We start from the raw sequence: 19,581 nt of genomic DNA on the forward strand, positions 1-19,581 counted from the left end.
GACCCAATGACCACTTCGTCTATTCAGGAGGCAGGCTTCGTGTCGCCCGACCGGGAGTCGGGCCGACGAACGCCGAAGCCACGACGTGCGCGCTCGGGCGGCGATCGGATGGCGGGTGAGGGGTTCTTCTCCCGCTTCACTCTGGTCCTGGTCCTGATCGCGCTCGTCGCGGTCTTCTCGGTTCTCCGTCCCGAGACGTTCCCGACCTACACGAACCTCACCTCGATTCTCAGCAGTCAGACGGTGCTGCTCGTGCTCGCCGTGGGGGCGATGTTCCCCCTAATTGCTGGTGAGTTCGATCTCTCCGTCGGTTTCATGCTCGGGTTCACCGCGATGTTCTTCGCCGTCGCCACGACCCAGTGGTCGCTACCATTCGGGCTCGCGATCCCGCTCGTGATCCTGGTCGGTGCGGTTCTCGGCACGGTCAATGCAATCCTCATATTGAAGTTCGGCATCAATGCGTTCATCGCGACCCTGGCGTCCGGCACCGTGCTGCAGGGTCTCACACTGTGGCTGTCCGCCGGACGAGTCGTCGCAGGCGTCCCCGCCGAGATCACGGCGATCGGCCGGGCTCAGGTCGCCGGGATGCCCATCCTCGTCTTCTTCGCCGCCGCGATCGCGGTCGCCGCATGGTTCGTGCTCGATCGAACGCGCACCGGACGCCTTCTCTACGCGACGGGACTCGGTAGGGAGGCCGCTCGGCTCGCGGGCGTCAAGACCTCCAAGCTGCTCGCCGGGTCGTTCGTGGTATCCGGAGTCATGGCCTCGCTCGCAGGCATGATGCAGACGGCGAATCTCGGGGCCGCCAATCCGGATGTCGGCGCGCAGTACCTGCTGCCCGTCTTCGCCGCGGCGTTCCTCGGAGCGACGGCGATCCGCCCCGGCCGCTTCAACGTGCTCGGAACGGTGCTTTCGCTGCTCCTGCTCGCCTTTGGCATCTCCGGGCTGTCACAGCTCGGTGCCCCACTCTGGGTCTCGTCCGTCTTCAACGGACTAGCCCTCATCGTCGCGGTCGCCATCGCGGTGCGCCGTCGTCGTGCCGTCACCCGCGGCTGAACAGCAGATCGATTCCGACCCCGACAAGAGGAGAAAGAAGATGTCCGACGTGACATTCAGCAAGAAGTCCGTATCAGCGACGGCGGCTCTCGCCGGAATTGACGCGGCGGTGAAGAAGGCCGAGGAACTCGGCATGCCCTTCGTCATCGTCGTCGTCGACGATGCGGGATTGGTCAAGGCGAGCCTTCGAATGGACGGGGCGCCCCTCGTGAGCCTGCAGGTCGCCGAGGACAAGGCCTATACGGCCGCCGGATTCGGACTCGCGACAAACGACTGGTTCGACTTCCTGAGCGGCGACGAGCCGCTGAAGCTCGGAGCGCCGAACGGCATCAAACGGCTCGTGCCCTTCGGAGGCGGCTATCCGCTCAAGATAGACGGTGCAATCGTCGGTGGCATCGGAGTCAGCGGTGGGCACTGGAGCCATGACATGGAGGTCGCCAAGGCCGGGCTCAGCGCCATCACGGGCGAGGAGGCCTGACATGCACGGAGACTACTTCGTGATCGACGCCGTCGGCCACACGTACGACTTCTCCCACGACAATCGTCGACCGGACGTTCCGGAGGAGATTTACTACGGCTTCATCCGCTGGCTGTACGGATACGGACACGAGCCACTCGAGAAGACGAGTGATGGATACCTGCTCGGATACGACGAGTGGGCGAACGGATGGACCACCGACGAGCTGATCCGCATGTTCTTCGTCGAGAGTGATGTCGATATGGTCGCGATGCACGCCGTCAACTTCTTCAACCTGTTCACCCGTGGCGCGAACCCGTGGCCGCAGTGTCTTGCGGTGAAGACGGCGGCGCCCGACCGCGTGCTGCTCTACCCTGCCGTCGACCCGTTGTCCGATCGCCAGCAGGAGTTCGACAAGATGGCTGAGGCCGCGGAACTGGGTGTCGACGGATTCAAGTTCTACCCCGTGAGCGGCATGATCGACGCGCGCAATCGTGCGGTCAGCTACGACTTCTCAGACGAGACGATCCTGCCGTATTTCGCGCACGCCCGGAGCCTCGGGGTTCGTCACATCGGCATCCACAAAGCGTTGCCTACAGGGCCCGGGCCGAATCAGCACGACAGGCCGGACGACGTGCTCGGGGCCGCCGTCGCGTTCCCGGACATGACATTCGAGGTCGTTCACTCGGGATGGGCGTTCGTGGAGGACTGCGCGCTGCAGCTGACGATGAACGGCAATGTCTACGCAAACCTGGAAACGACGGCGAACGCGATCGTCAGAATGCCGCGTCGCTTCGCACGCGCGGTCGGTGCTCTGCTGGCGGAATCTCCCGACCGCGTTCTGTTCGGCAGCGGTGCTCCACTTACACATCCACAGCCGATCATCGAGGCGATCGCGAATTTCGAGATGCCGCAAGACCTGATCGATGAGGGGCTTCCGGAGTTCACAGACGACCTGAAGGCGAAACTCCTCGGCGGAAACATGGCTGCGCTCCACGGGATTGACATTGCGCAGCGCAAGAAGGTGCTCGACCAGGATGGATTCGCGCGCGAGCGCGCGGCGTATCTCGAGGAGGGAGGAGCGCCATGGTCCCTGAAGCGCGAGAGGATCAACGCATGACCTGCGCGACGGCGGGGGAGTTCATGGAGCTGGTCGGTGAGGCGCTCGACAGTGTGATCGACCCGTGCAGTGTGGGTCGAGGTCTGCATGCGGGGCTGCGCGACATGGGGATGGTCGGTTCGATCGAGCTCGGTTCCTTTACCGGCTCTCTGCCGGGAAGCGTCATCGTAACGCTCCAGACCACCTCGCCCGCGTGCACATTCCAGACGTGGTTCGACGACCGTGTGAAGCAGGAGGTCGCACAGCGCCTGCCGGGCGTCGCGTGCGACGTCCGGTGGTCCACCGCCTTCGACTGGTCTGACGATTCGATGAGCGACGCGCTGAAGGCACGCATCCGAGAGAAGCGCGAGCGGGTCCTGCTCACGCTCGGGAGGGTGCCGGCCTGAGATGGTCCAGCTGATAGAGGTCGGGCCGCGCGACGGCCTGCAGAACGAGTCCGCGGTGCTCGATCCCGATATGCGCATCGACTACATCGCCTCGATCGTGCGGTCCGGTCTCACCCGCATCGAAGCCGTGAGCTTCGTGCGCGAGGATCGCGTACCCCAGATGGCTGGAGCCGAGGAGGTGATGGCCGGTGTTCCGCGCGTCGCCGGAGTGTCGTACTCGGCTCTGGTTCTGAACGCGCGCGGCGTGGAGCGGGCGCTCGCCGCCGGTGTGGACGAGATCAACTTCGTCGTGCTCGCGTCGGAGACTTTTTCGAGACGGAACCAGGGCACGTCGATCGCCGCCGCTATCGACTCGTATGCGCACGTGAGGAAGATGATCGCGGGTACGGGCATCCGTTCTACGGTCACCGTGGGCGCGGCGTTCGGGTGCCCCTTCGAAGGGGACACGCCGCTGTCGCGCGTGCGGGAGATCGTCGCGCGCGTCACGCAGACCGGAGCTGATGAGCTTTCGCTCGCCGACACGATCGGGGTCGCGGTGCCGGCCGAGGTCGTGGGCGCCATCGACGTCGTGCGAAGCGTCACGACCCTCCCGCTGCGGATGCACCTGCACAACACCCGCAATACCGGCTACGCCAATGCACTCGCCGCAGTCGGCGCCGGGGTCGTCGCCCTCGACGCGTCAACGGGTGGAATCGGCGGGTGCCCGTTCGCGCCCGCGGCGACGGGGAACATCGCGACCGAAGACGTGCTGTACCAGCTGCGCCGTTCGGGTTACGACGTGCGCGGGGACTTCGACGCCATCGTCGATGTCGGGCGATGGATCGGCTCGGCGTTGGGGAAGACTCGCGTCGAGGGCATGCTAGAGTCGGCCGGCTGGTTTCCGTCGCCGAACTCCACGCCATCTCGGGCCCCGGATTCCAGAGTCGATGCGGCCGAGTGATTTCGACCCTCGATCTTGCAGTCCGGCAGGCTGCCGGGCGCTCGCACGGCGGTATCGACCGAGGGGTGACCGAGCTATATGACAGAACGTGCTTCTTCGCGTACCGTCCGTGACGCCGACGCGGGGGAGCGCGCCGCCGTCACGGGGAGTGAGCGCGTCTATGAGGCGATCATGGACCTCATCCGCGACGGTGCGATCGCACCGGGAGACTCGTTGCGCGAGTCGAGCCTCGCCAACGAGCTGGGTGTCTCTCGAACGCCCGTCCGCGAGTCGCTTCGGCGTTTGGCGGCGGAGGGCATCGTGGAGTTCCTTCCCAACCGCGGGTCCACCTTGGTGGCATATGACCGCGATGACGTGGCGGAGCTCTTCACACTCCGTGCGCTGCTGGAGCCCGAGGCGGCCGCCGGCGCGGCGGTCCATCGAGCCGACACCGACCTCTCGCTGCTGAACGAACTCCTCACGGAGATGGACGCGGCAGTGGCGAGTCGGGACCGCCGCGCCATGGCACAGCTCAACGCCGAGTTCCACGGCGCCATCGTTGCCATGTCCGGCTCCCGGGTGCTTCCCGAACTGATAAACCTGGTCACTCGGAAGCCGATCGTGCAGCGCACCTACAACCGCTATTCGGACGCTGAACTCGAACGATCGCAACGGCACCATCGCGAGCTCGTCGAAGCCATCGGCGAGGGCAACAGCTCATGGGCTCACTCCGTGATGCGCGTCCACATCGAGGCGGCACGCAGCCTATACCTCGGCGATGAATGGCAGCGAGGATCGTCGGACGGACCGACGTCGGCGCTCTGAGCGTGGATGGGTCGTGGTGGGAACCGCGGCGAACCGGCGGTTCGTGACTCAGTGCACCAATGCCCGCGAGGAGTGCCCTCTTCGTCGTATCGGACATGGCCCCAAGACTGCCCGTTGATGAGGACAGGATGTGTCCGCATAGCGTTCTAGCTTCTGTCCATGCCGAACGAACCCATCATCGAGGCCCGCGGGCTGACGAAGAGATTCCCCGTCAAGAAACAGACCGCCGAGAAACAGACCGTCGAGAAACAGACCGCTGAGAAACAGGCTGCCGAGAAGAAGACCGTCGCCGCCGTCACCGATCTGACCTTTCGGGTCGAGCCGGGCGAGCTGGTCGCGTTCCTCGGCCCCAACGGGGCCGGCAAGTCCACGAGCCTGCGGATGCTCACGACCCTGCTGCCGCCCACGTCGGGCACGGCCCGCGTGGTGGGCCACGAGATCCTCTCGGACCCGTCCGGCGTTCGTGCGCGTATCGGGTACGTCGGGCAGCTGACGAGCGGCAGCTTCTCGCAGCGCACCCGCGACGAACTGCTGAGCCAGGGCGCGTTCTACGGGATGTCGCGAGCAGACGCCGTCCGGCGCGCGGACGAACTCATCGAGTCGCTCGACCTCGGGACTTTCGCGGCGCGCACGGTGCAGCAGCTGAGCGGGGGGCAGAAGCGGCGTCTCGACATCGCGCTCGGCCTGATGCACGCGCCGGCCCTGCTCTTCCTCGACGAGCCGTCGACGGGTCTCGACCCCCAGAGTCGCGCGAACCTGTGGGAGCACATCATCGACCTCCGTCGCACGCACGGCACGACGATCTTCCTCACGACGCACTACCTGGAGGAGGCCGACCGTTACGCCGAGCGCGTGATGGTGATGGACAAGGGCCGGGTCATCGCCGACGACACGGCCTCGGCCCTCAAAGCGACGCTGGCGGGTGATGTGCTCGCCTTCGGGTTCGCGTCGGCGGACGAGGCCGACCGTGCAGCCGAAGTGGTCCGCGGGCTGGTTTCCCGTGCCGGACTCGCGGATCGCGAGGTGCGGCGCGAGGGCGAGGCATCCGTCGGCGTGACCGTGCCCGAGGGCGACGCGCTGCTGCCGCAGGCGGTGCGCGAACTGGACGCCGCGGGCATCCGGGTCACGCGGGCGACGGGTGTGCCACCGACCCTCGACGATGTCTTCCTCGCCCTGACCGGGCGAACCCTGCGTGAGGCCGGTGAGGGCGGCGCGGATGCGGAGTCCGAGGCGACAGAAGAGACGGATGCCACGGCATCCGAGAAGACGGGAGCGAACCGATGACCACCCAGACCCCGACGCCCGACCCCGCACCAGCGCGCACCGTCGTGAGGCCGAGCGTCCCGCGCGACACGTGGAATGTGCTGACGCGCGAGCTGCGCCCGACCCTGCGGGATCCGTTCTCGCTGATTTTCAGCCTGTTGCAGCCCCTCGTCTTCCTCGGGCTGTTCGGGCCGCTCCTGATCGGGCAGTCGGGTGCCCCGGTCGGCGAGACGCTGCAGTGGTTCGTTCCCGGTGTGCTCGTTATGATCGTGCTGTTCGGCACCGGCGCGACCGGCTCGAACCTGCAGTACGAGATGATGACAGGCTCGCACGAGCGCACACTCGTCGCCCCGCTCGCGCGGTCGTCGCTGCTCGTGGGACGCGCGCTCAAAGAGGTCGCGCCGATCGTCGTGCAGGCGATCGTGATCGTGCTGATCGCGTGGCCCTTCGGGTTCCAGATCAGCGTGGCGGGGATGGTCATCGGGCTCGGCCTGCTGGCGATCTTCGGCATCGGGCTCGGCTCGTTGTCGTACTCGCTCGCGCTAGCGACCAAGAACCGCGAGTGGCTGTTCTGGGGGGTTCAGCAGACGCTGATCTTCCCGCTGCTCATCCTCTCGGGCATGCTGCTGCCGCTGGATGCAGCGCCCGAGTGGATGCGCGCGGTCGCGACCGTCAATCCCGTCAACTGGGTCGTTCAGGCCGAGCGGGCGCTGTTCGCGGGCGACCTCGCTGATGCGACGGTGCTGTGGGGATGGGTCGCCGCGATCGTGCTGGCCGTCGTGGGGCTGGCCGTCGGCATCCGGTCGATGCGTCGCGCGGGGTGAGCCGGGCCCCGCGCTGCTCGTCTCGGTCAGCGCGGGGCTGCCTCGTTGGGCCTAGCGGGTGTCGAACGCGCCGCGGCGGGTGTCGACGATGTCTTTGCCCAGCGGCATGAGCGAGATCGGCACCATCTTGAAGTCGGCCACGCCGAGCGGGATGCCGATGATCGTGATGCAGAGCACGACACCCGAGACGATGTGCGCGAGCGCGAGCCACCAGCCGGCGAGGATCACCCAGACGACGTTGCCGAGGAACGAGCCGACCCCGGCGGTCGGCTTCGAGATGATCTCGCGTCCGAACGGCCAGAGGGCGTACAGGCCGATCCGGAACGAGGCGATGCCCCAGGGGATCGTGAGGATCAGGATGCACAGCACGACGCCGACCGCCATGTAGCCGACGAAGAGCCAGAAACCGGCGAAGATCAGCCAGATGATGTTGAGCAGTGTGCGCATGCCAGAAGTGTGGCACGGCGGGCTGTGCTCGAACCCTTCGGCATGGACGTGATCGCCGTGGCGTACATCTGAGGCGTACATCTGAGAGGTGATGTGGGACGGATGTTGCGTTTGAGGCGCCCCGTGCGCGATGCGGGCTGGTCGTTCCTCCGAGATGTTCGCACGACGCGGCGCAGGGCACGGTGGTCGGCCGTCTGACGCTGGTAGGAGGCGGTGTCGGCGCGCCCGCCTAGACTTGACGGGACATGACCGAAGCCTCCTCGCCCCTCGAAATCGGGTCACGCGACCCCCTCCTGGGCGACCTGCTCGAGGGCCTCAATCCGCCGCAGCTCGAGGCCGTGCTCTACCGCGGCCCCGCGCTGCTCATCGTCGCGGGCGCCGGGTCGGGCAAGACCCGCGTGCTCGCACACCGCATCGCGGGACTGCTGCGCGCCCGTGAGGCCTGGCCGAGCGAGATCCTCGCGATCACTTTCACCAACAAGGCGGCCGCCGAGATGCGCGAGCGCGTGCACGCGCTGGTCGGCGAGGCCACGCGCGGCATGTGGATCTCGACGTTCCACTCGGCGTGCGTGCGGATCCTCCGCCGCGAGGCCGAGGCGTTCGGGTTCAAGTCGTCGTTCACGATCTACGACTCGGGCGACTCGCGTGCCCTGATCAAGCGCCTCATCAAGGAGCACGAGGGCGACAGCTACGGACTCACGCCCGCCGGGGTGAAGGGCCGCATCTCGAAGCTCAAGAACGAGCTCGCCGACGCCGAGTCCTACGCTCGCACGGCGAACATGAGCGACCCGGCCGAGCGCATCTTCGTCGAGATCTTCGCCGACTACCAGCGCTCGCTGCAGCGCTCCAACGCGTTCGACTTCGACGACCTCATCGCGCAGACGGTCTACCTGTTCCGCGCCTTCCCGAAGATCGCCGACACGTACCGTCGACGCTTCCGCCACATCTTGGTCGACGAGTACCAAGACACCAACCACGCCCAGTACGCGCTGATCCACGAGCTCACGCGTCCGCTGTCGTCCGACGAGCCCGAGCCCTTCGAGGGTTCCGGCGGCATGATGATCTTCGAGGCGCCGGCGCCCCGGGCATCCGAGGGTCTCGAGCCCGCGTCGCTCACCGTGGTCGGCGACTCCGACCAGTCGATCTACGCGTTCCGCGGCGCCGACATCCGCAACATCAGCGAGTTCGAGCGCGACTACCCGGGCGCCAAGGTCGTGCTCCTCGAGCAGAACTACCGGTCGACGCAGACGATCCTGAACGCCGCGAACGCCGTGATCTCGCACAACTTCGACCGCAAAGACAAGAAGTTGTGGACGGATGTCGGGGCGGGCGAGAAGATCGTCGGCTTCACCGGCTACTCCCAGCACGACGAGGCCCAGTTCGTCGCCGACGAGATCGAGAACCTGCACCGCTCAGGTCTCGCCTACGGCGACGTCGCGGTGTTCTACCGCACCAACTCGCAGAGCCGTGCACTGGAAGAGATCTTCATCCGCTCGGCGCTGCCCTACAAGATCATGGGCGGCACCAAGTTCTACGAGCGCGCCGAGATCAAGGACGCCTTGGCGTACCTCGTCGCGGTCGCGAACCCCGCCGACGACATGGCCGTGCGGCGCATCCTGAACAAGCCGCGCCGGGGCATCGGAGACGTCACCGAGTCGGCGATCGCCCGGTATGCGACGAGCGAGGGCATCTCGTTCCGGGACGCGCTCGCCAACGCGTCCGCGCTCGGTGTCGGACCCAAGATCCAGGCCGCGATCGTGCAGCTCGACGCCGTTCTCGCTGAGGCAGCCGCCCTCATGCTGCCCGCGAGCGGCGAGCTCGCGCCCGCATCGGCCGTCGCGGACGGCCTGGCGCTGCTGCTCAACAAGTCCGGGTTCATGGATGCGCTGCGCGCGAGCCGCGACCCGCAAGACGAAGCACGGCTCGAGAACCTCGACGAGTTCGTCTCGGTCGCCAAGGAGTTCGCGCGGAACAACCCCGAGGGCACGATCATCGACTTTCTGGCCGAGGTCGCCCTGGTCTCGGACGCGGATGACCTCGAGGACGCCTCGGGTTCTGTGTCGCTCATGACGATGCACACGGCCAAGGGTCTGGAGTACGACGCCGTGTTCGTCACGGGCGTGGAAGAAGACCTGATCCCGCACCGGATGTCGGCGAACGAGCCCGGGGGACCGGCCGAGGAACGACGCCTCTTCTACGTCGGCGTCACCCGGGCCCGCAAGCGCCTGTACCTGTCGCTCGCGATGACGCGCGCGCAGTTCGGCGAGGTCACGGTCGCGATGCCGAGCAGGTTCCTGCAAGAGATCCCGGCCGACCTGATCGATTGGCGGCAGTCGCCCGGTGATGTGAACTCGCGCGGTCGGGGCTCCGGCCGGGCGCTCGGCGGCGGTTATGGCGGTGGGGGATTCAGCGGGAGCGGCCGTTCGGGCGGCTCCGGCGGCGGCAACCGTTACGGCAGCGACCTCGTGCCCACCTCGACCGCGCTCGACAGGTTCCCGAACAGGGTTCCCGCCCGGGTGCGGGACAACGGCGACCTCGAGCTGGCCAGCGGCGACCGCATCCGGCACGACGACTTCGGCGAGGGGCGGGTCGATGCCGTCACGGGCGAGGGCGCGCGACGGGTCGCGCACATCCGCTTCGACACGGTCGGCGCGAAGAAGATCCTGATCAAGATCGCGCCGATCGAGAAGATATAGCCCGGCCCGGTCGGCCCGCCCGGCCCGGTCGCCCGGTCGCGGGGCGTCCGGGCGTACACGGCGATCCGCACAACATTCCGGACGACGTGCCGTTCTCGCCCCCCCGCACCGCTGATTCGGGCCCGCGGCAGCGTTCTTTCCGGAATGTTGTCCCGCGCGATGCTGTCCGCGCGCGGGAGATGACGCGGACCGACTCCACCGGGTGTAGCGGATCGCGGCCGGGTTAGTCTGGTTCGATGGCTGTGTTCTCGAGACGCCCGAAGCGTGCGGATGCCGCACCCGACACCACGAACGGCACGTCCGAGGGGGCCGAGGCCGACGAGGCTCCCGCGACCTCGACCGAGGAACCGGTCGAGTCCGTACCCCAGGTGGGAATCTCGCTGTCGACGTATCGCGGCGGCGGGGGAGAGGTTGGGCGTCCGACGACGTTGCCGGATGCCGCCTCCGTGCCCCCCGCGGGCGGGGCGGCCGCGACGGGGCAAGCTGCTCCGGGTGCAGCGTTCTCCGCGTCCGCGCCGAACCTGCCCGCGGGAAGCCCGGCCGGTCCGGCTGAATCGCCGCCGCAGACCGAGACCGTCCCGGGGCTGCGTGACAACGTGCTGCTCGCCCAGGCGCTCCGCCGCCTCGAGTCGCCCGCCAAGCCGGAGCAACTGCTCGATGTGATGCGTCAGTTGATGCAGAACCACCTGTTTCTGCGGATCAAGGGCGACGCCCGCGCGATGCTCGCCGAGGGACGCGAGCTTCCCCTCGCCGTTGCCCGTCGCGGCGACGATGCCTACGTGCTCGTGTACAGCACGGGTGCTGCGCTGCAGGCGGCCCTCATGGCCGACAAGGACTCGGACACCTCGGCGGTCGGACAGCCGGCGCTCACGATCCTGAAGCACGTCATCGCTGGAACCTACGCGGGTGTGATCGTCGACGGATCGTCGGCGCCCGCGCGCGCCGTGCTGCCCCGCGCCGTGATCGAAGCAGCCGTCAATCAGGCCGACCCCGAGCTGCGGATCAAGACCGCCCTCGCGGCGCCCCGCACCCCCGAGACGGCGGCGGCCGTGGCATCCGCGCTCACCGAGGCCCCGTTGTACGTCGCCATCAACGAGACGGGCCCAGCGGTCGAGGGTGAGGCGCCGCGCTTCGGCATTGCCGAGGCTCGGACATCCGATGGTCGCCGCCTGATCGAGGTCTACTCGCACCCGCTCGAGGTCATCGCGCGTGGTCGGGGAGACCGGCCGATGCCGTTCCCTCCCGAGCAGCTCGGGGCATCTCTGCGCGACCACCCTGCGGTTGCCGGGGTGATCGTCGACGCCGCGGGTCCCTGGATCATCCTCGACCGTGAGGCACTTGCACCCGTGATGGCGCTGCCCGCACCGCCCGCGGGGACGCTCGCCGAGGGCTCCGCGGACGACTCGGGTAGCTGACTCCGGCTCTCGACCCTCATCCGTCGGACCGCGGGGACGAATCTCGGCGGCTGCGGCTGCGGCTGTGCCGTGGCGGTCGATCCGGAGCAAGGGGGTGTCGGATGTCCCGACCCCACCCTAGGGTCGGACCATGGCGAGCGAACGCATCACCCTGACCGTGCCCGGGTCCGGCAGCACACCCGACCGCGAGGTGGGACTGTCGAGCCCCAATCGCGTGCTCTGGCCCGAGGTCGGCATCACCAAGCACGAGCTCGCCGAATACATGATCGCGGTGTCGGTGCCGTTCCTCGCGGCGAACGGCGACCGGCCGGTCTCGCTCGAGCGGTATCCCGACTCGGTCGCGGGCGAGAGCTTCTTCTCGAAGAACCCGCCCAAGGGTGCGCCCGACTACGTCCGATCCGTCAGCGTGACGTACAACAGCGGCCGCAGGCATCCACAGCTCGTCCTCACCGAGACGGCCGCTGTGTTGTGGGCGGTGCAGATGAACACGATCGTCTTCCACCCGTGGGCCTCGCTCGCCGTCGATACCGACAATCCGGTCGAGTTGCGGATCGACCTCGACCCGCAGCCGGGCACCGACTTCGCCGATGCGGTCGTTGCGGCGCACGGCCTGCGCGAGGTGTTACGTGAGGCCGGGCTCGAGCCGTGGATCAAGACCAGTGGCAATCGCGGCCTGCACGTCTTCTGCCCGATCGAGCCGACGCACGAATTCCTCGACGTACGGCACGCCGTGATCGCTGCCGCGCGCGAGTTGGAGCGACGGATGCCCGACCGGGTCACGACGAATTGGTGGAAGGAAGAGCGGGGCGAGCGGATCTTCGTCGACTTCAACCAGGCCAACCGCGACCGCACGATGGCGGGCGCGTACAGTCCGCGGGCCCTCGCGACCGCGACGGTTTCTACACCCGTGACCTGGGAAGAGCTCGACGATGTCGACCCGGCATCCTTCACGGTCCGATCGATCCCCGAGCGTCTCGCCGCGACCGGGGACCCGTGGGCCGGGCTGCTCGATGAGCGCGGACGCATCGACACGCTGCTCGAGTGGTGGCAGCGCGACCTGAATGCGGGACTCGGCGAACTGCCGTTCCCACCCGAGTTCCCGAAGATGCCGGGCGAGCCCCCGCGGGTGCAACCGAGTCGCGCCCGCAAGCCCGACGCCTGAGCGGGCGGTTCGTCTCGTCGCTGCGTTCCTCGCTCAACGACGGCGGCCAAGCACACGCGCCGAGACACCCATCGTGCAGCGAAACACCCCGTGACGAGGGGGGTCTCGTCGCAAGAGGGGTGTCTCGGCTGCAGGACCCGGCTTCGGGGTGAGCCGCGTCAGGTCAGCACGCGGCCCAGGTCGTACGCCGAGACCTGCTCGAGCTGGTCGAAGCGACAGGATGCCGGATCCCGGTCGGGACGCCAGCGCTCGAACTGCACGGTGTGCCGGAACCGCATGCCCTCGAGCTGGTCGTACCGCACCTCGAGCACGCGCTCGGGTCGGAGTCGCACGAACGAGACATCCTTCGACGCCGAAAAACGCGACCGGTCCGTCTCTCCGGTGACGGCCTCCCCGATGTCGTCGCGCTCGACGAGCGGGGCGAGCTCGTCGACCAGCTCCAGCCGCCGCTTGTCGCTCCAGGCCGCGACCCCACCCACGCCCCGCAGAATCCCCGACGAATCGTAGAGCCCGACCAGCAGTGAACCAACGCCCCGGCCGCTCTTGTGGATCCGGTATCCGAGGGCCACGACATCCGCCGTGCGCGCGTGTTTGATCTTCAGCATGGTGCGTTTGCCGGGAGAGTACGGCTGGTCGAGCGGCTTCGCCACGACACCGTCGAGCCCCGCGCCCTCGAACTCGTCGAGCCATCGGCGGGCGAGCGCGGCATCCGTCGTCGTGCGCGTCAGGTGGATCGGATGCGGCACCCCGGCCAGCACGGTCTCGAGTCGTGCGCGCCGCTCGGCGAAGGGCGCCTCCAGCAGCGGCTCGCCGCCGACGGCGAGCAGGTCGAAGGCGATCAGCATCGCCGGCGTCTCGGCGGCGAGGCGCTGAACGCGTGAGTCGGCGGGGTGGATGCGCTGAGACAGGGTCTCCCAATCGAGGCGCTGCGATCCCTCGGGGCCGACAGCCACGACGATCTCGCCGTCGAGCACGCACGGCTCGGGCAGCAGCCGGGCGAGGGCCTCGACGAGCTCGGGAAAATACCGTGTCAGTGGCTTCGCGCCGCGCGACCCGAGCTCGACGGATTCCCCGTCCCACGACGCGATGACCCGAAAGCCATCCCATTTCGGCTCGAAGCTCAGCCCCTCACGGTCCGGGATAGCGGGCACGGCCTTGGCGAGCATCGGTGCGGGGATGTCGTGCGCCATGGGTCCCATCCTGACGTTCGCGCGAGTGCGGGTCGAGGCATCCGTCCGCCGGGGCGGCTAGACGGCCTCGGAGCGTTTCTGACGCGCCCAGCGAGCGGGCTTGTCGGGGCCGTCCCACACCTGGATCGCCCCCCACGCGACGGCCGTGATCGGCACCGCGAGCACAGCACCGAGCACCCCGCCGAGCACGGTTCCGATGGTCAGGGCGATGAGGACGACGAAGGCGTGCAGTTTGAGCGTCCGGCCCATGAGCACGGGCTGGAGGAAGTTGCCCTCGAGCTGGTTCACGGCGACGACGATCGCGACGACGATCAGGGCGTTGATGAGGCCGTTGGAGACCAGAGCCACGAGGGCGGCGAGGATCCCGGCCAGGGTCGCACCGACGATCGGGATGAACGCGAGCAGGAACACCAGGACGGCGAGCGGGAGCGCGAGGGGCACCTGCAGGATCCAGAGGCCGACGCCGATGCCGACGGCGTCCACGAACGCGACGGCCGCGGTTCCGCGCACGTAGGAGCCGAGCGTGGTCACCGTCTTGTCGCCGATCCGGCGTGCGCGGGCGTAGTGCTCGCCGCGGAAGGGGCGCAGCACGAACTCCCAGAGCTGCGGCCCGTCCTTCAGGAAGAAGAAGAGCACGACGACGAGCAGCACGAACCCGGTGATGAAGCTCGCGACGGCGCTCACCCCGGCCAGCGCACCCGATCCGAACTGCGCGCTCGTGACGAAGTCGGTCGCGGTGGCGATCCACTCGTCGATCTGCGCCTGATCGAACTCGAACGGCAGCGTGCCGATCCACGCCAGGACGTCTTGCAGGCCGTCCTGCGCCTGGCTGTAGAGCGAGTCCCACTGGTCGCGCACGGCCCACACGATGAGCCATCCGATGCCGCCCAGCACGACGACGATCGTCAGCAGCGTGATCAGGGTCGCGAGGACCGAGGGCACGCCGCGCGTGCGCATCGCCCGCATGATCGGGTTGAAGGCGGACGCCAGGATCAGCGCGAGCACCACCGGAATCGTCACGAGCGTCAGCTGCTGGATTCCCCAGATGACGCCGATCACCACGACCAGGACGACGATGATCTGCACCGCGCGGATGGCGAGCCGACCGAACCCGTCGGACCACAGGCTGACGGGGGTCGCGATCTCGTCGAGCACGCCCGGTGTTTCCGGCCGTTCGGGTGCGGGTGTGTGGCGGCCGAAGAGTCCCATGGCACGAAGGTATAACGGGATCAGAGGTTTTTCCGGCCCTTGCGCGGTGGGGCACGACATGCTTAGCCGCGCCATCGGATACCCTATGGGGTATAATTGGGCCTATGGCGACGACAGAGATCACCCTCGACAACCTCGAACAGACCGTATCCGGCGAGGGAATCGTGCTGCTGGACTTCTGGGCCGAGTGGTGCGGCCCCTGCCGGATGTTCGGTCCGGTCTTCGAGAAGGCTTCCGAGCAGCACTCCGACATCGTCTTCGGCAAGATCGACACCGAGGCCGAGCGGCAGCTCGCGGCCGGATTCAACATCACCTCGATCCCCACCCTGATGGCCTTCCGCGACGGCATCATCGTGTTCGCGCAGCCCGGGGCGCTGGCCGCCCCTCAGCTGCAGCAGCTGATCGACGGGGTTCGGTCGCTCGACATGGACGACGTGCGCGCGCAGATCGCCGCACAGAAGTCGGCGGCGCCGCGGGACGCTGAATGACGGCGGATGCGGGCACCTCTGCGTCCCCGGACGCGACTCGGCGCGCACCACGCTGTGCGGTGACGCGCGGTGAACGCGTGGGTCGTGCCGCCGCGTCCATCTTCGTCGGCGCCTTCTCGCTGAGCATGCTCGACAACCCCTGGTGCGCGATTCCGGCCGGGGCGTGTGCCGTGCTGCTCATGGTCGGTGCGATCACGGGCGGGTGCCCGAGCGATCTGCTCCGTCCGCGGGAGGCGATGCGCGTGACGAACGCCTCCACCGTGCCCGACCATCCCGTGCCCGACTATCCCGTGGCTCCGGACCCCGTACGACTGCGCTGAGGCCCCGAACCGGTCAGACGAAGGCGCTCATTCCCGTGATGTCGCGCCCGATGAGCAGGGCCTGGATCGACTCCGTGCCCTCGTACGTGTGGATCGCCTCGATGTCGGCCAGATGCTGCATCACGACGTTCTCGAGCAGGATCCCGTTGCCACCGAGCAGGTCCCGCGCGGTCGACGCGACGCGGCGCGCGGCGCGGGTGTTGTGGAATTTCGCGAGTGACGCCTGCGTGGGACGAAGGGCGCCGGATGCCTCGAGATCGGCCAGGTATCGGCAGTAGAGCTGCATCGCGGTCAGTTCGTCGAGCATCTGCGTCAGGCGTTCCTGCACCATCTGGAACTTCGCGAGCGGCTTGCCGAACTGCATGCGCTGCAGGGAATACGACAGTGCGGCTTCGTAGCACGCGGTCGCGTGCCCGAGCGCCGACCACGCGACGCCCGAGCGCGTCGCGTACAGGACGGTCGATGCATCCTTGAAGCTCTTCGCGCCGGGCAGCACCGCGTCGATCGGCAGGCGCACGTCGTCGAGCGTGATGTGAGCCTGATGGATGCCACGCAGCGACGCCTTACCGAGGATCGGGGTGCCGCTGTACCCCGCACGATCCTGCTCGACGAGGAAACAACGGACGGCGCCGTGCTCGGGAGCATCCGGATCGTCCACCCGCGCCCAGACGAACGTGATGCCGCCCGATGCGCCGTTGCCGATCCACTTCTTCGTGCCGCGGAGCACCCATTCTTCGGTGCCATCCGCGGCGGTCTCGCGGCGCGCCGTCGTCTCGAGTGAGACGGAGTCGGACCCGTGGTCGGGCTCCGTCAGCGCGAAGGCGCCGAGGGTCTCGACGGTCGCGAGGGGGCGCAGCCACCGGGCCTGCTGGTCGGGGCTGCCGAAGAGCGCGAGCGTTCGGAGCGCGAGGCCGCCCTGCACGGCGAGGATCGTCCCGAGTGACCCGTCTCCGCGAGAGAGCTCCATGTTGATCAGGCCCGCCGCCAGCGGCGAGAAGTGCGTGACGCCGGGGTGGTCGACGCCGTCACCCGTGAGGTCGAGCTCGCCGATGCGCCGCGCGACCTCGAGGGGGTATTCGGCGCGGTCCCAGGCCGCGCGCATCGTGGGTGCGACCTCGTCGACGAGCGTCTTCGCACGATCCCACGCGGCGCGATCCGCGGGTGGGATGTCCGCGAACACCGCGTAGTAGTCGGTGTCGAGGCGCTGCGTGACGTCGTAGTGCGTGACGCGCTCGCCGGGAAACGTCACGTCGTCGTGTGAGGCATCGGTTGCGGCGGTGGGTGCGGTGCTGCTCATGCGGACAAAGCTACTCCTGAGGCATCCGGTTTCACCACTCGCGGGACGCAGTTCCACATCCCGAACGGGTCAGTCGAGGGACGTACGGATGCGCCGCGCCACCTCTGCCGCCGGTGTCGCGCGGGGGAACACCGCGATCACGACGTCGTCTGCCGCGGCGGGCACCGGATCGGGATGCACGCCGTACCGGCGCAGAGCGCCATCGAGAGCGTCCTGCAGGTCCGACAGCGGCACGCGCCTGGTGCCGCGCAGCAGCCGGCGCAGCACGTGATTGTGCAGTGCCGTGACGAGTGCCGCGAACCCGACCGCGTCGAGCGGATCGATTCCGGGCAGCGCCGAGCGCAGGTACTCGTCGAACAACCGCTCGTAGCGGAAGACCGTCACGATCTCGCGATCGCGAAGTGCCGGAACACGCCGCACGATTTCGTAGCGGCGGCGCGCGACCTTCGGGTCGTTCGCGAAGTGCCGGAACACGCGCTGAGAGGCCTCGCACACGGCGACCCACGGATTGTCGTGGCCGAGCTCGAGCCAGGTGCGCAGGTCCGCGAGCAGCTCCTCGTGATCCGCGAAGACGACGTCTTCCTTGCCGCCGAACTGGCGGAAGAAGGTGCTGCGCGAGACCCCCGCGGCCCGCGCGATCTGCTCGACGGACGTCGCTTCGAACCCCTGCTGGGCGAAGAGTTCGAGGGCCGCGGCGACGACGACGGTGCGCGCGGCGGACGGTGACGGTGTCTCGCTCATGTCGACAGAAGCCTAGACCCGCGCGCCCGGGCTCCCGGGCGCGGGGGAGCCCGGCGCCGGATCCCCGGCCATTCGGTGATCCAGCAGCCGTCAGGAACGGCCCGCCCGCCGGAGCGCTGTCAACCCCGTTGATCGATCCCGAGTGCCGAGGTCTGCTGGTGTCATGCCCCCACTCTGGAAGCTCGATCGTGCAGCACCGTCTCTCTCCGTCCCGTTCAGTCCCGCTCGGCACGAGGTCGTGATCGTCGGGGCCGGTATCACGGGGCTCGCGACCGGGGTCATGCTGGCGACCCTCGGGCGTGACGTCGCGATCGTCGAGGCGGGCGAGATCGCGGAGCTCACGACCGGGTCGAACACGGGCAAGGTCTCGCTGCTGCAGGGCAGCACGCTCTCCACGCTGCGTCGCCATCATTCCGCGTCGCTGGTGCGTGCCTACGCCGACGCGAATCGCGCGGGCGCGGAGTGGCTCGCCGGATTCGCGGAGGATGCCGGTGTGAGCACGACAACACGGACGGCGTACTCCTATACGCCCTCTGACTCGGGCCTCGATATCGTCGAGGCCGAGATCTCAGCGGGGCGAGAGGCCGGTCTCGATGTCCGCCGCGCAGACGAGGCGGAGCTGGCGACGCCGTTCCCCGCCCTGGCTGCCGCGGCCCTCGACGGCCAACTCGCGATCGACCCGGTCGAGCTCGCCGATGCACTCGCCCGGGTCTTCGTCGCGGCCGGCGGCACCCTGCATACGGGCACGCGCGTGCGGGGGGTGCACGCGGTTCCCGAAGCCCTCGTACGGACGGATGCGGGGGCTCTCCGCGCCGATCGGATCGTGCTCGCGACCGGCACGGCGATCATGGACCGCGGGCTCACGTTCGCCAAGACCCGCGGCCTGCGATCGCACTGCGTCGCGTTCGCGTTCGACGGCGAGGTCCCGGACGGCATGTTCCTCTCGGTCGACGGACCCGCGCGGTCGGTGCGCTCCGTGGCGTCCGGTGACGGGCCCGCGGGCATCGCCCGCCTGATCGTCGGCGGCAACGGACATCCGGTCGGACGATCGATCTCGGATGCGTCCGAGATCGACGAACTCGTCGCGTGGACGCACGAGCACTTCCCGGGTGCCCGCGAGGTCGCGCGGTGGTCGGCGCAGGACTACGAATCGCACAACCTCGTGCCGTTCGTCGGGGTCATGCCGCGCACGCTCGGCCGCGTGCGGTTCGCGACGGGTTACGCGAAGTGGGGACTGACGAACGGGCCGGCCGCCGCGATCCGTCTCACCTCCGAGATCATGCGCGTGCCGTTTCGCGAGCGTCCGTCCTGGATGATCGCGCTCGGTACCCGACTCACGGTTCCGGCCGACCTGGCCCGGGGCGCGCGCGAGAACGCGCTCGTCGGGGCGGAGGCGGCGAAGGGGTGGTTGCGCGCCGAGTGCACCGCCGTGCCCGTGCCGCGCCCCGCCGAAGGCTGTGGGGTGGTGGCGCAGCGTGCGGGTCACCCGGTCGCCGTGTCGAGTGTCGACGGACAGACCCGGGCGGTCAGCGCCGTCTGCTCCCACCTGGGTGGGGTCGTCGCATGGAACGATGCGGACCGCACCTGGGATTGTCCTCTGCACGCCTCGCGATTCGCCCCCGACGGCACACGGATCGAGGGGCCTGCGATCGACGACCTCACTCCGCTCGGGGCTTCGGGCGACGGGGCGGCGGGCGGGAGCCCCGCGGACACCGCGCATTCGACCAAGTAGTAGGCTCGTTGATTGGTCGATATCTCTCGACATC

19 protein-coding genes are annotated in these 19,581 nt (G+C 68.4%); 14 read left to right on the plus strand and 5 right to left on the minus strand.

Annotated elements, in window-relative coordinates:
• The first annotated feature begins 6 nt into the window (after positions 1-6).
• From CGU35_RS02375 to CGU35_RS02410, 8 genes are all read left to right on the plus strand, one after another.
• Positions 7-1,056, plus strand: a complete 1,050-nt coding sequence (locus CGU35_RS02375) for an ABC transporter permease (RefSeq protein WP_157813872.1) — start codon at positions 7-9, stop codon at positions 1,054-1,056.
• A gap of 40 nt (positions 1,057-1,096) precedes the next feature.
• The gene (locus CGU35_RS02380) at positions 1,097-1,534 is read left to right on the plus strand and encodes a GlcG/HbpS family heme-binding protein (RefSeq protein ID WP_100810005.1); all 438 of its coding nucleotides are present in this window, start codon (positions 1,097-1,099) and stop codon (positions 1,532-1,534) included.
• A 1-nt stretch (position 1,535) separates the two neighbouring features.
• Positions 1,536-2,633, plus strand: coding sequence for an amidohydrolase family protein (locus tag CGU35_RS02385; protein WP_157813873.1), 1,098 nt, complete (start codon positions 1,536-1,538; stop codon positions 2,631-2,633).
• Positions 2,630-3,019, plus strand: a complete 390-nt coding sequence (locus tag CGU35_RS02390; protein ID WP_100810007.1) for a hypothetical protein — start codon at positions 2,630-2,632, stop codon at positions 3,017-3,019. The genes CGU35_RS02385 and CGU35_RS02390 overlap by 4 nt, the downstream gene beginning before the upstream one ends.
• 1 nt (position 3,020) lies before the next feature.
• Positions 3,021-3,959 carry a hydroxymethylglutaryl-CoA lyase gene (locus tag CGU35_RS02395; protein ID WP_100810008.1) on the plus strand — a complete coding sequence of 313 codons (939 nt, stop codon included), beginning with the start codon at positions 3,021-3,023 and terminating at the stop codon, positions 3,957-3,959.
• A gap of 78 nt (positions 3,960-4,037) precedes the next feature.
• On the plus strand, positions 4,038-4,763 hold the full coding sequence (locus CGU35_RS02400) for a GntR family transcriptional regulator (protein ID WP_100810009.1): 726 nt from the start codon (positions 4,038-4,040) through the stop codon (positions 4,761-4,763).
• A 159-nt stretch (positions 4,764-4,922) separates the two neighbouring features.
• A complete protein-coding gene (locus tag CGU35_RS02405; RefSeq protein WP_100810010.1) occupies positions 4,923-6,047 on the plus strand; it encodes an ATP-binding cassette domain-containing protein in 1,125 nt (374 codons plus the stop codon).
• Positions 6,044-6,850 carry an ABC transporter permease gene (locus CGU35_RS02410; RefSeq protein WP_100810011.1) on the plus strand — a complete coding sequence of 269 codons (807 nt, stop codon included), beginning with the start codon at positions 6,044-6,046 and terminating at the stop codon, positions 6,848-6,850. The genes CGU35_RS02405 and CGU35_RS02410 overlap by 4 nt, the downstream gene beginning before the upstream one ends.
• Positions 6,851-6,901: 51 nt before the next feature.
• Here the strand turns inward: CGU35_RS02410 and CGU35_RS02415 are convergent, their stop codons facing one another.
• Entirely contained in the window at positions 6,902-7,297 is a 396-nt protein-coding gene (locus CGU35_RS02415) for a YccF domain-containing protein (RefSeq protein WP_100810012.1), read from the minus strand.
• Between the two features lie 245 nt (positions 7,298-7,542).
• On the opposite strand from CGU35_RS02415, the gene CGU35_RS02420 reads away from it, so the two are divergent.
• The 3 genes from CGU35_RS02420 (at position 7,543) to ligD (ending at position 12,570) form a co-directional block, all read left to right on the plus strand.
• Complete coding sequence (locus CGU35_RS02420) at positions 7,543-9,993, plus strand: ATP-dependent helicase (RefSeq protein WP_100810013.1); 2,451 nt, start codon at positions 7,543-7,545, stop codon at positions 9,991-9,993.
• A 236-nt stretch (positions 9,994-10,229) separates the two neighbouring features.
• Positions 10,230-11,408, plus strand: coding sequence for an SseB family protein (locus tag CGU35_RS02425; RefSeq protein WP_146048100.1), 1,179 nt, complete (start codon positions 10,230-10,232; stop codon positions 11,406-11,408).
• A gap of 130 nt (positions 11,409-11,538) precedes the next feature.
• The gene (gene ligD / locus CGU35_RS02430; RefSeq protein WP_100810015.1) at positions 11,539-12,570 is read left to right on the plus strand and encodes a non-homologous end-joining DNA ligase; all 1,032 of its coding nucleotides are present in this window, start codon (positions 11,539-11,541) and stop codon (positions 12,568-12,570) included.
• A 158-nt stretch (positions 12,571-12,728) separates the two neighbouring features.
• On the opposite strand, the gene CGU35_RS02435 is transcribed toward ligD, so the two are convergent.
• Positions 12,729-13,760 carry an ATP-dependent DNA ligase gene (locus CGU35_RS02435; RefSeq protein WP_100810016.1) on the minus strand — a complete coding sequence of 344 codons (1,032 nt, stop codon included), beginning with the start codon at positions 13,758-13,760 and terminating at the stop codon, positions 12,729-12,731.
• Positions 13,761-13,817: 57 nt separating this feature from the next.
• Positions 13,818-14,969, minus strand: coding sequence for an AI-2E family transporter (locus CGU35_RS02440; RefSeq protein ID WP_100810017.1), 1,152 nt, complete (start codon positions 14,967-14,969; stop codon positions 13,818-13,820).
• Positions 14,970-15,073: 104 nt separating this feature from the next.
• On the opposite strand from CGU35_RS02440, the gene trxA reads away from it, so the two are divergent.
• Together trxA and CGU35_RS02450 are read left to right on the plus strand one after the other, a co-directional pair.
• Positions 15,074-15,457 (plus strand): thioredoxin, encoded by a 384-nt coding sequence (gene trxA, locus CGU35_RS02445; protein ID WP_100810018.1) that lies wholly within the window; start codon positions 15,074-15,076, stop codon positions 15,455-15,457.
• Between the two features lie 59 nt (positions 15,458-15,516).
• Positions 15,517-15,777 (plus strand): hypothetical protein, encoded by a 261-nt coding sequence (locus CGU35_RS02450; protein ID WP_100810019.1) that lies wholly within the window; start codon positions 15,517-15,519, stop codon positions 15,775-15,777.
• Between the two features lie 13 nt (positions 15,778-15,790).
• Here CGU35_RS02450 and CGU35_RS02455 read toward each other — a convergent pair whose 3' ends face one another.
• Together CGU35_RS02455 and CGU35_RS02460 are read right to left on the minus strand one after the other, a co-directional pair.
• Positions 15,791-17,074 (minus strand): acyl-CoA dehydrogenase family protein, encoded by a 1,284-nt coding sequence (locus CGU35_RS02455; RefSeq protein WP_100810020.1) that lies wholly within the window; start codon positions 17,072-17,074, stop codon positions 15,791-15,793.
• A 69-nt stretch (positions 17,075-17,143) separates the two neighbouring features.
• The gene (locus tag CGU35_RS02460) at positions 17,144-17,815 is read right to left on the minus strand and encodes a TetR/AcrR family transcriptional regulator (RefSeq protein WP_100810021.1); all 672 of its coding nucleotides are present in this window, start codon (positions 17,813-17,815) and stop codon (positions 17,144-17,146) included.
• A gap of 163 nt (positions 17,816-17,978) precedes the next feature.
• On the opposite strand from CGU35_RS02460, the gene CGU35_RS02465 reads away from it, so the two are divergent.
• A complete protein-coding gene (locus CGU35_RS02465; RefSeq protein WP_100810022.1) occupies positions 17,979-19,547 on the plus strand; it encodes an FAD-dependent oxidoreductase in 1,569 nt (522 codons plus the stop codon).
• Positions 19,548-19,581: the final 34 nt, after the last annotated feature.

Origin of the sequence: Microbacterium sp. BR1, from assembly GCF_002812725.1 — a bacterium.
Lineage (GTDB): Bacteria > Actinomycetota > Actinomycetes > Actinomycetales > Microbacteriaceae > Microbacterium.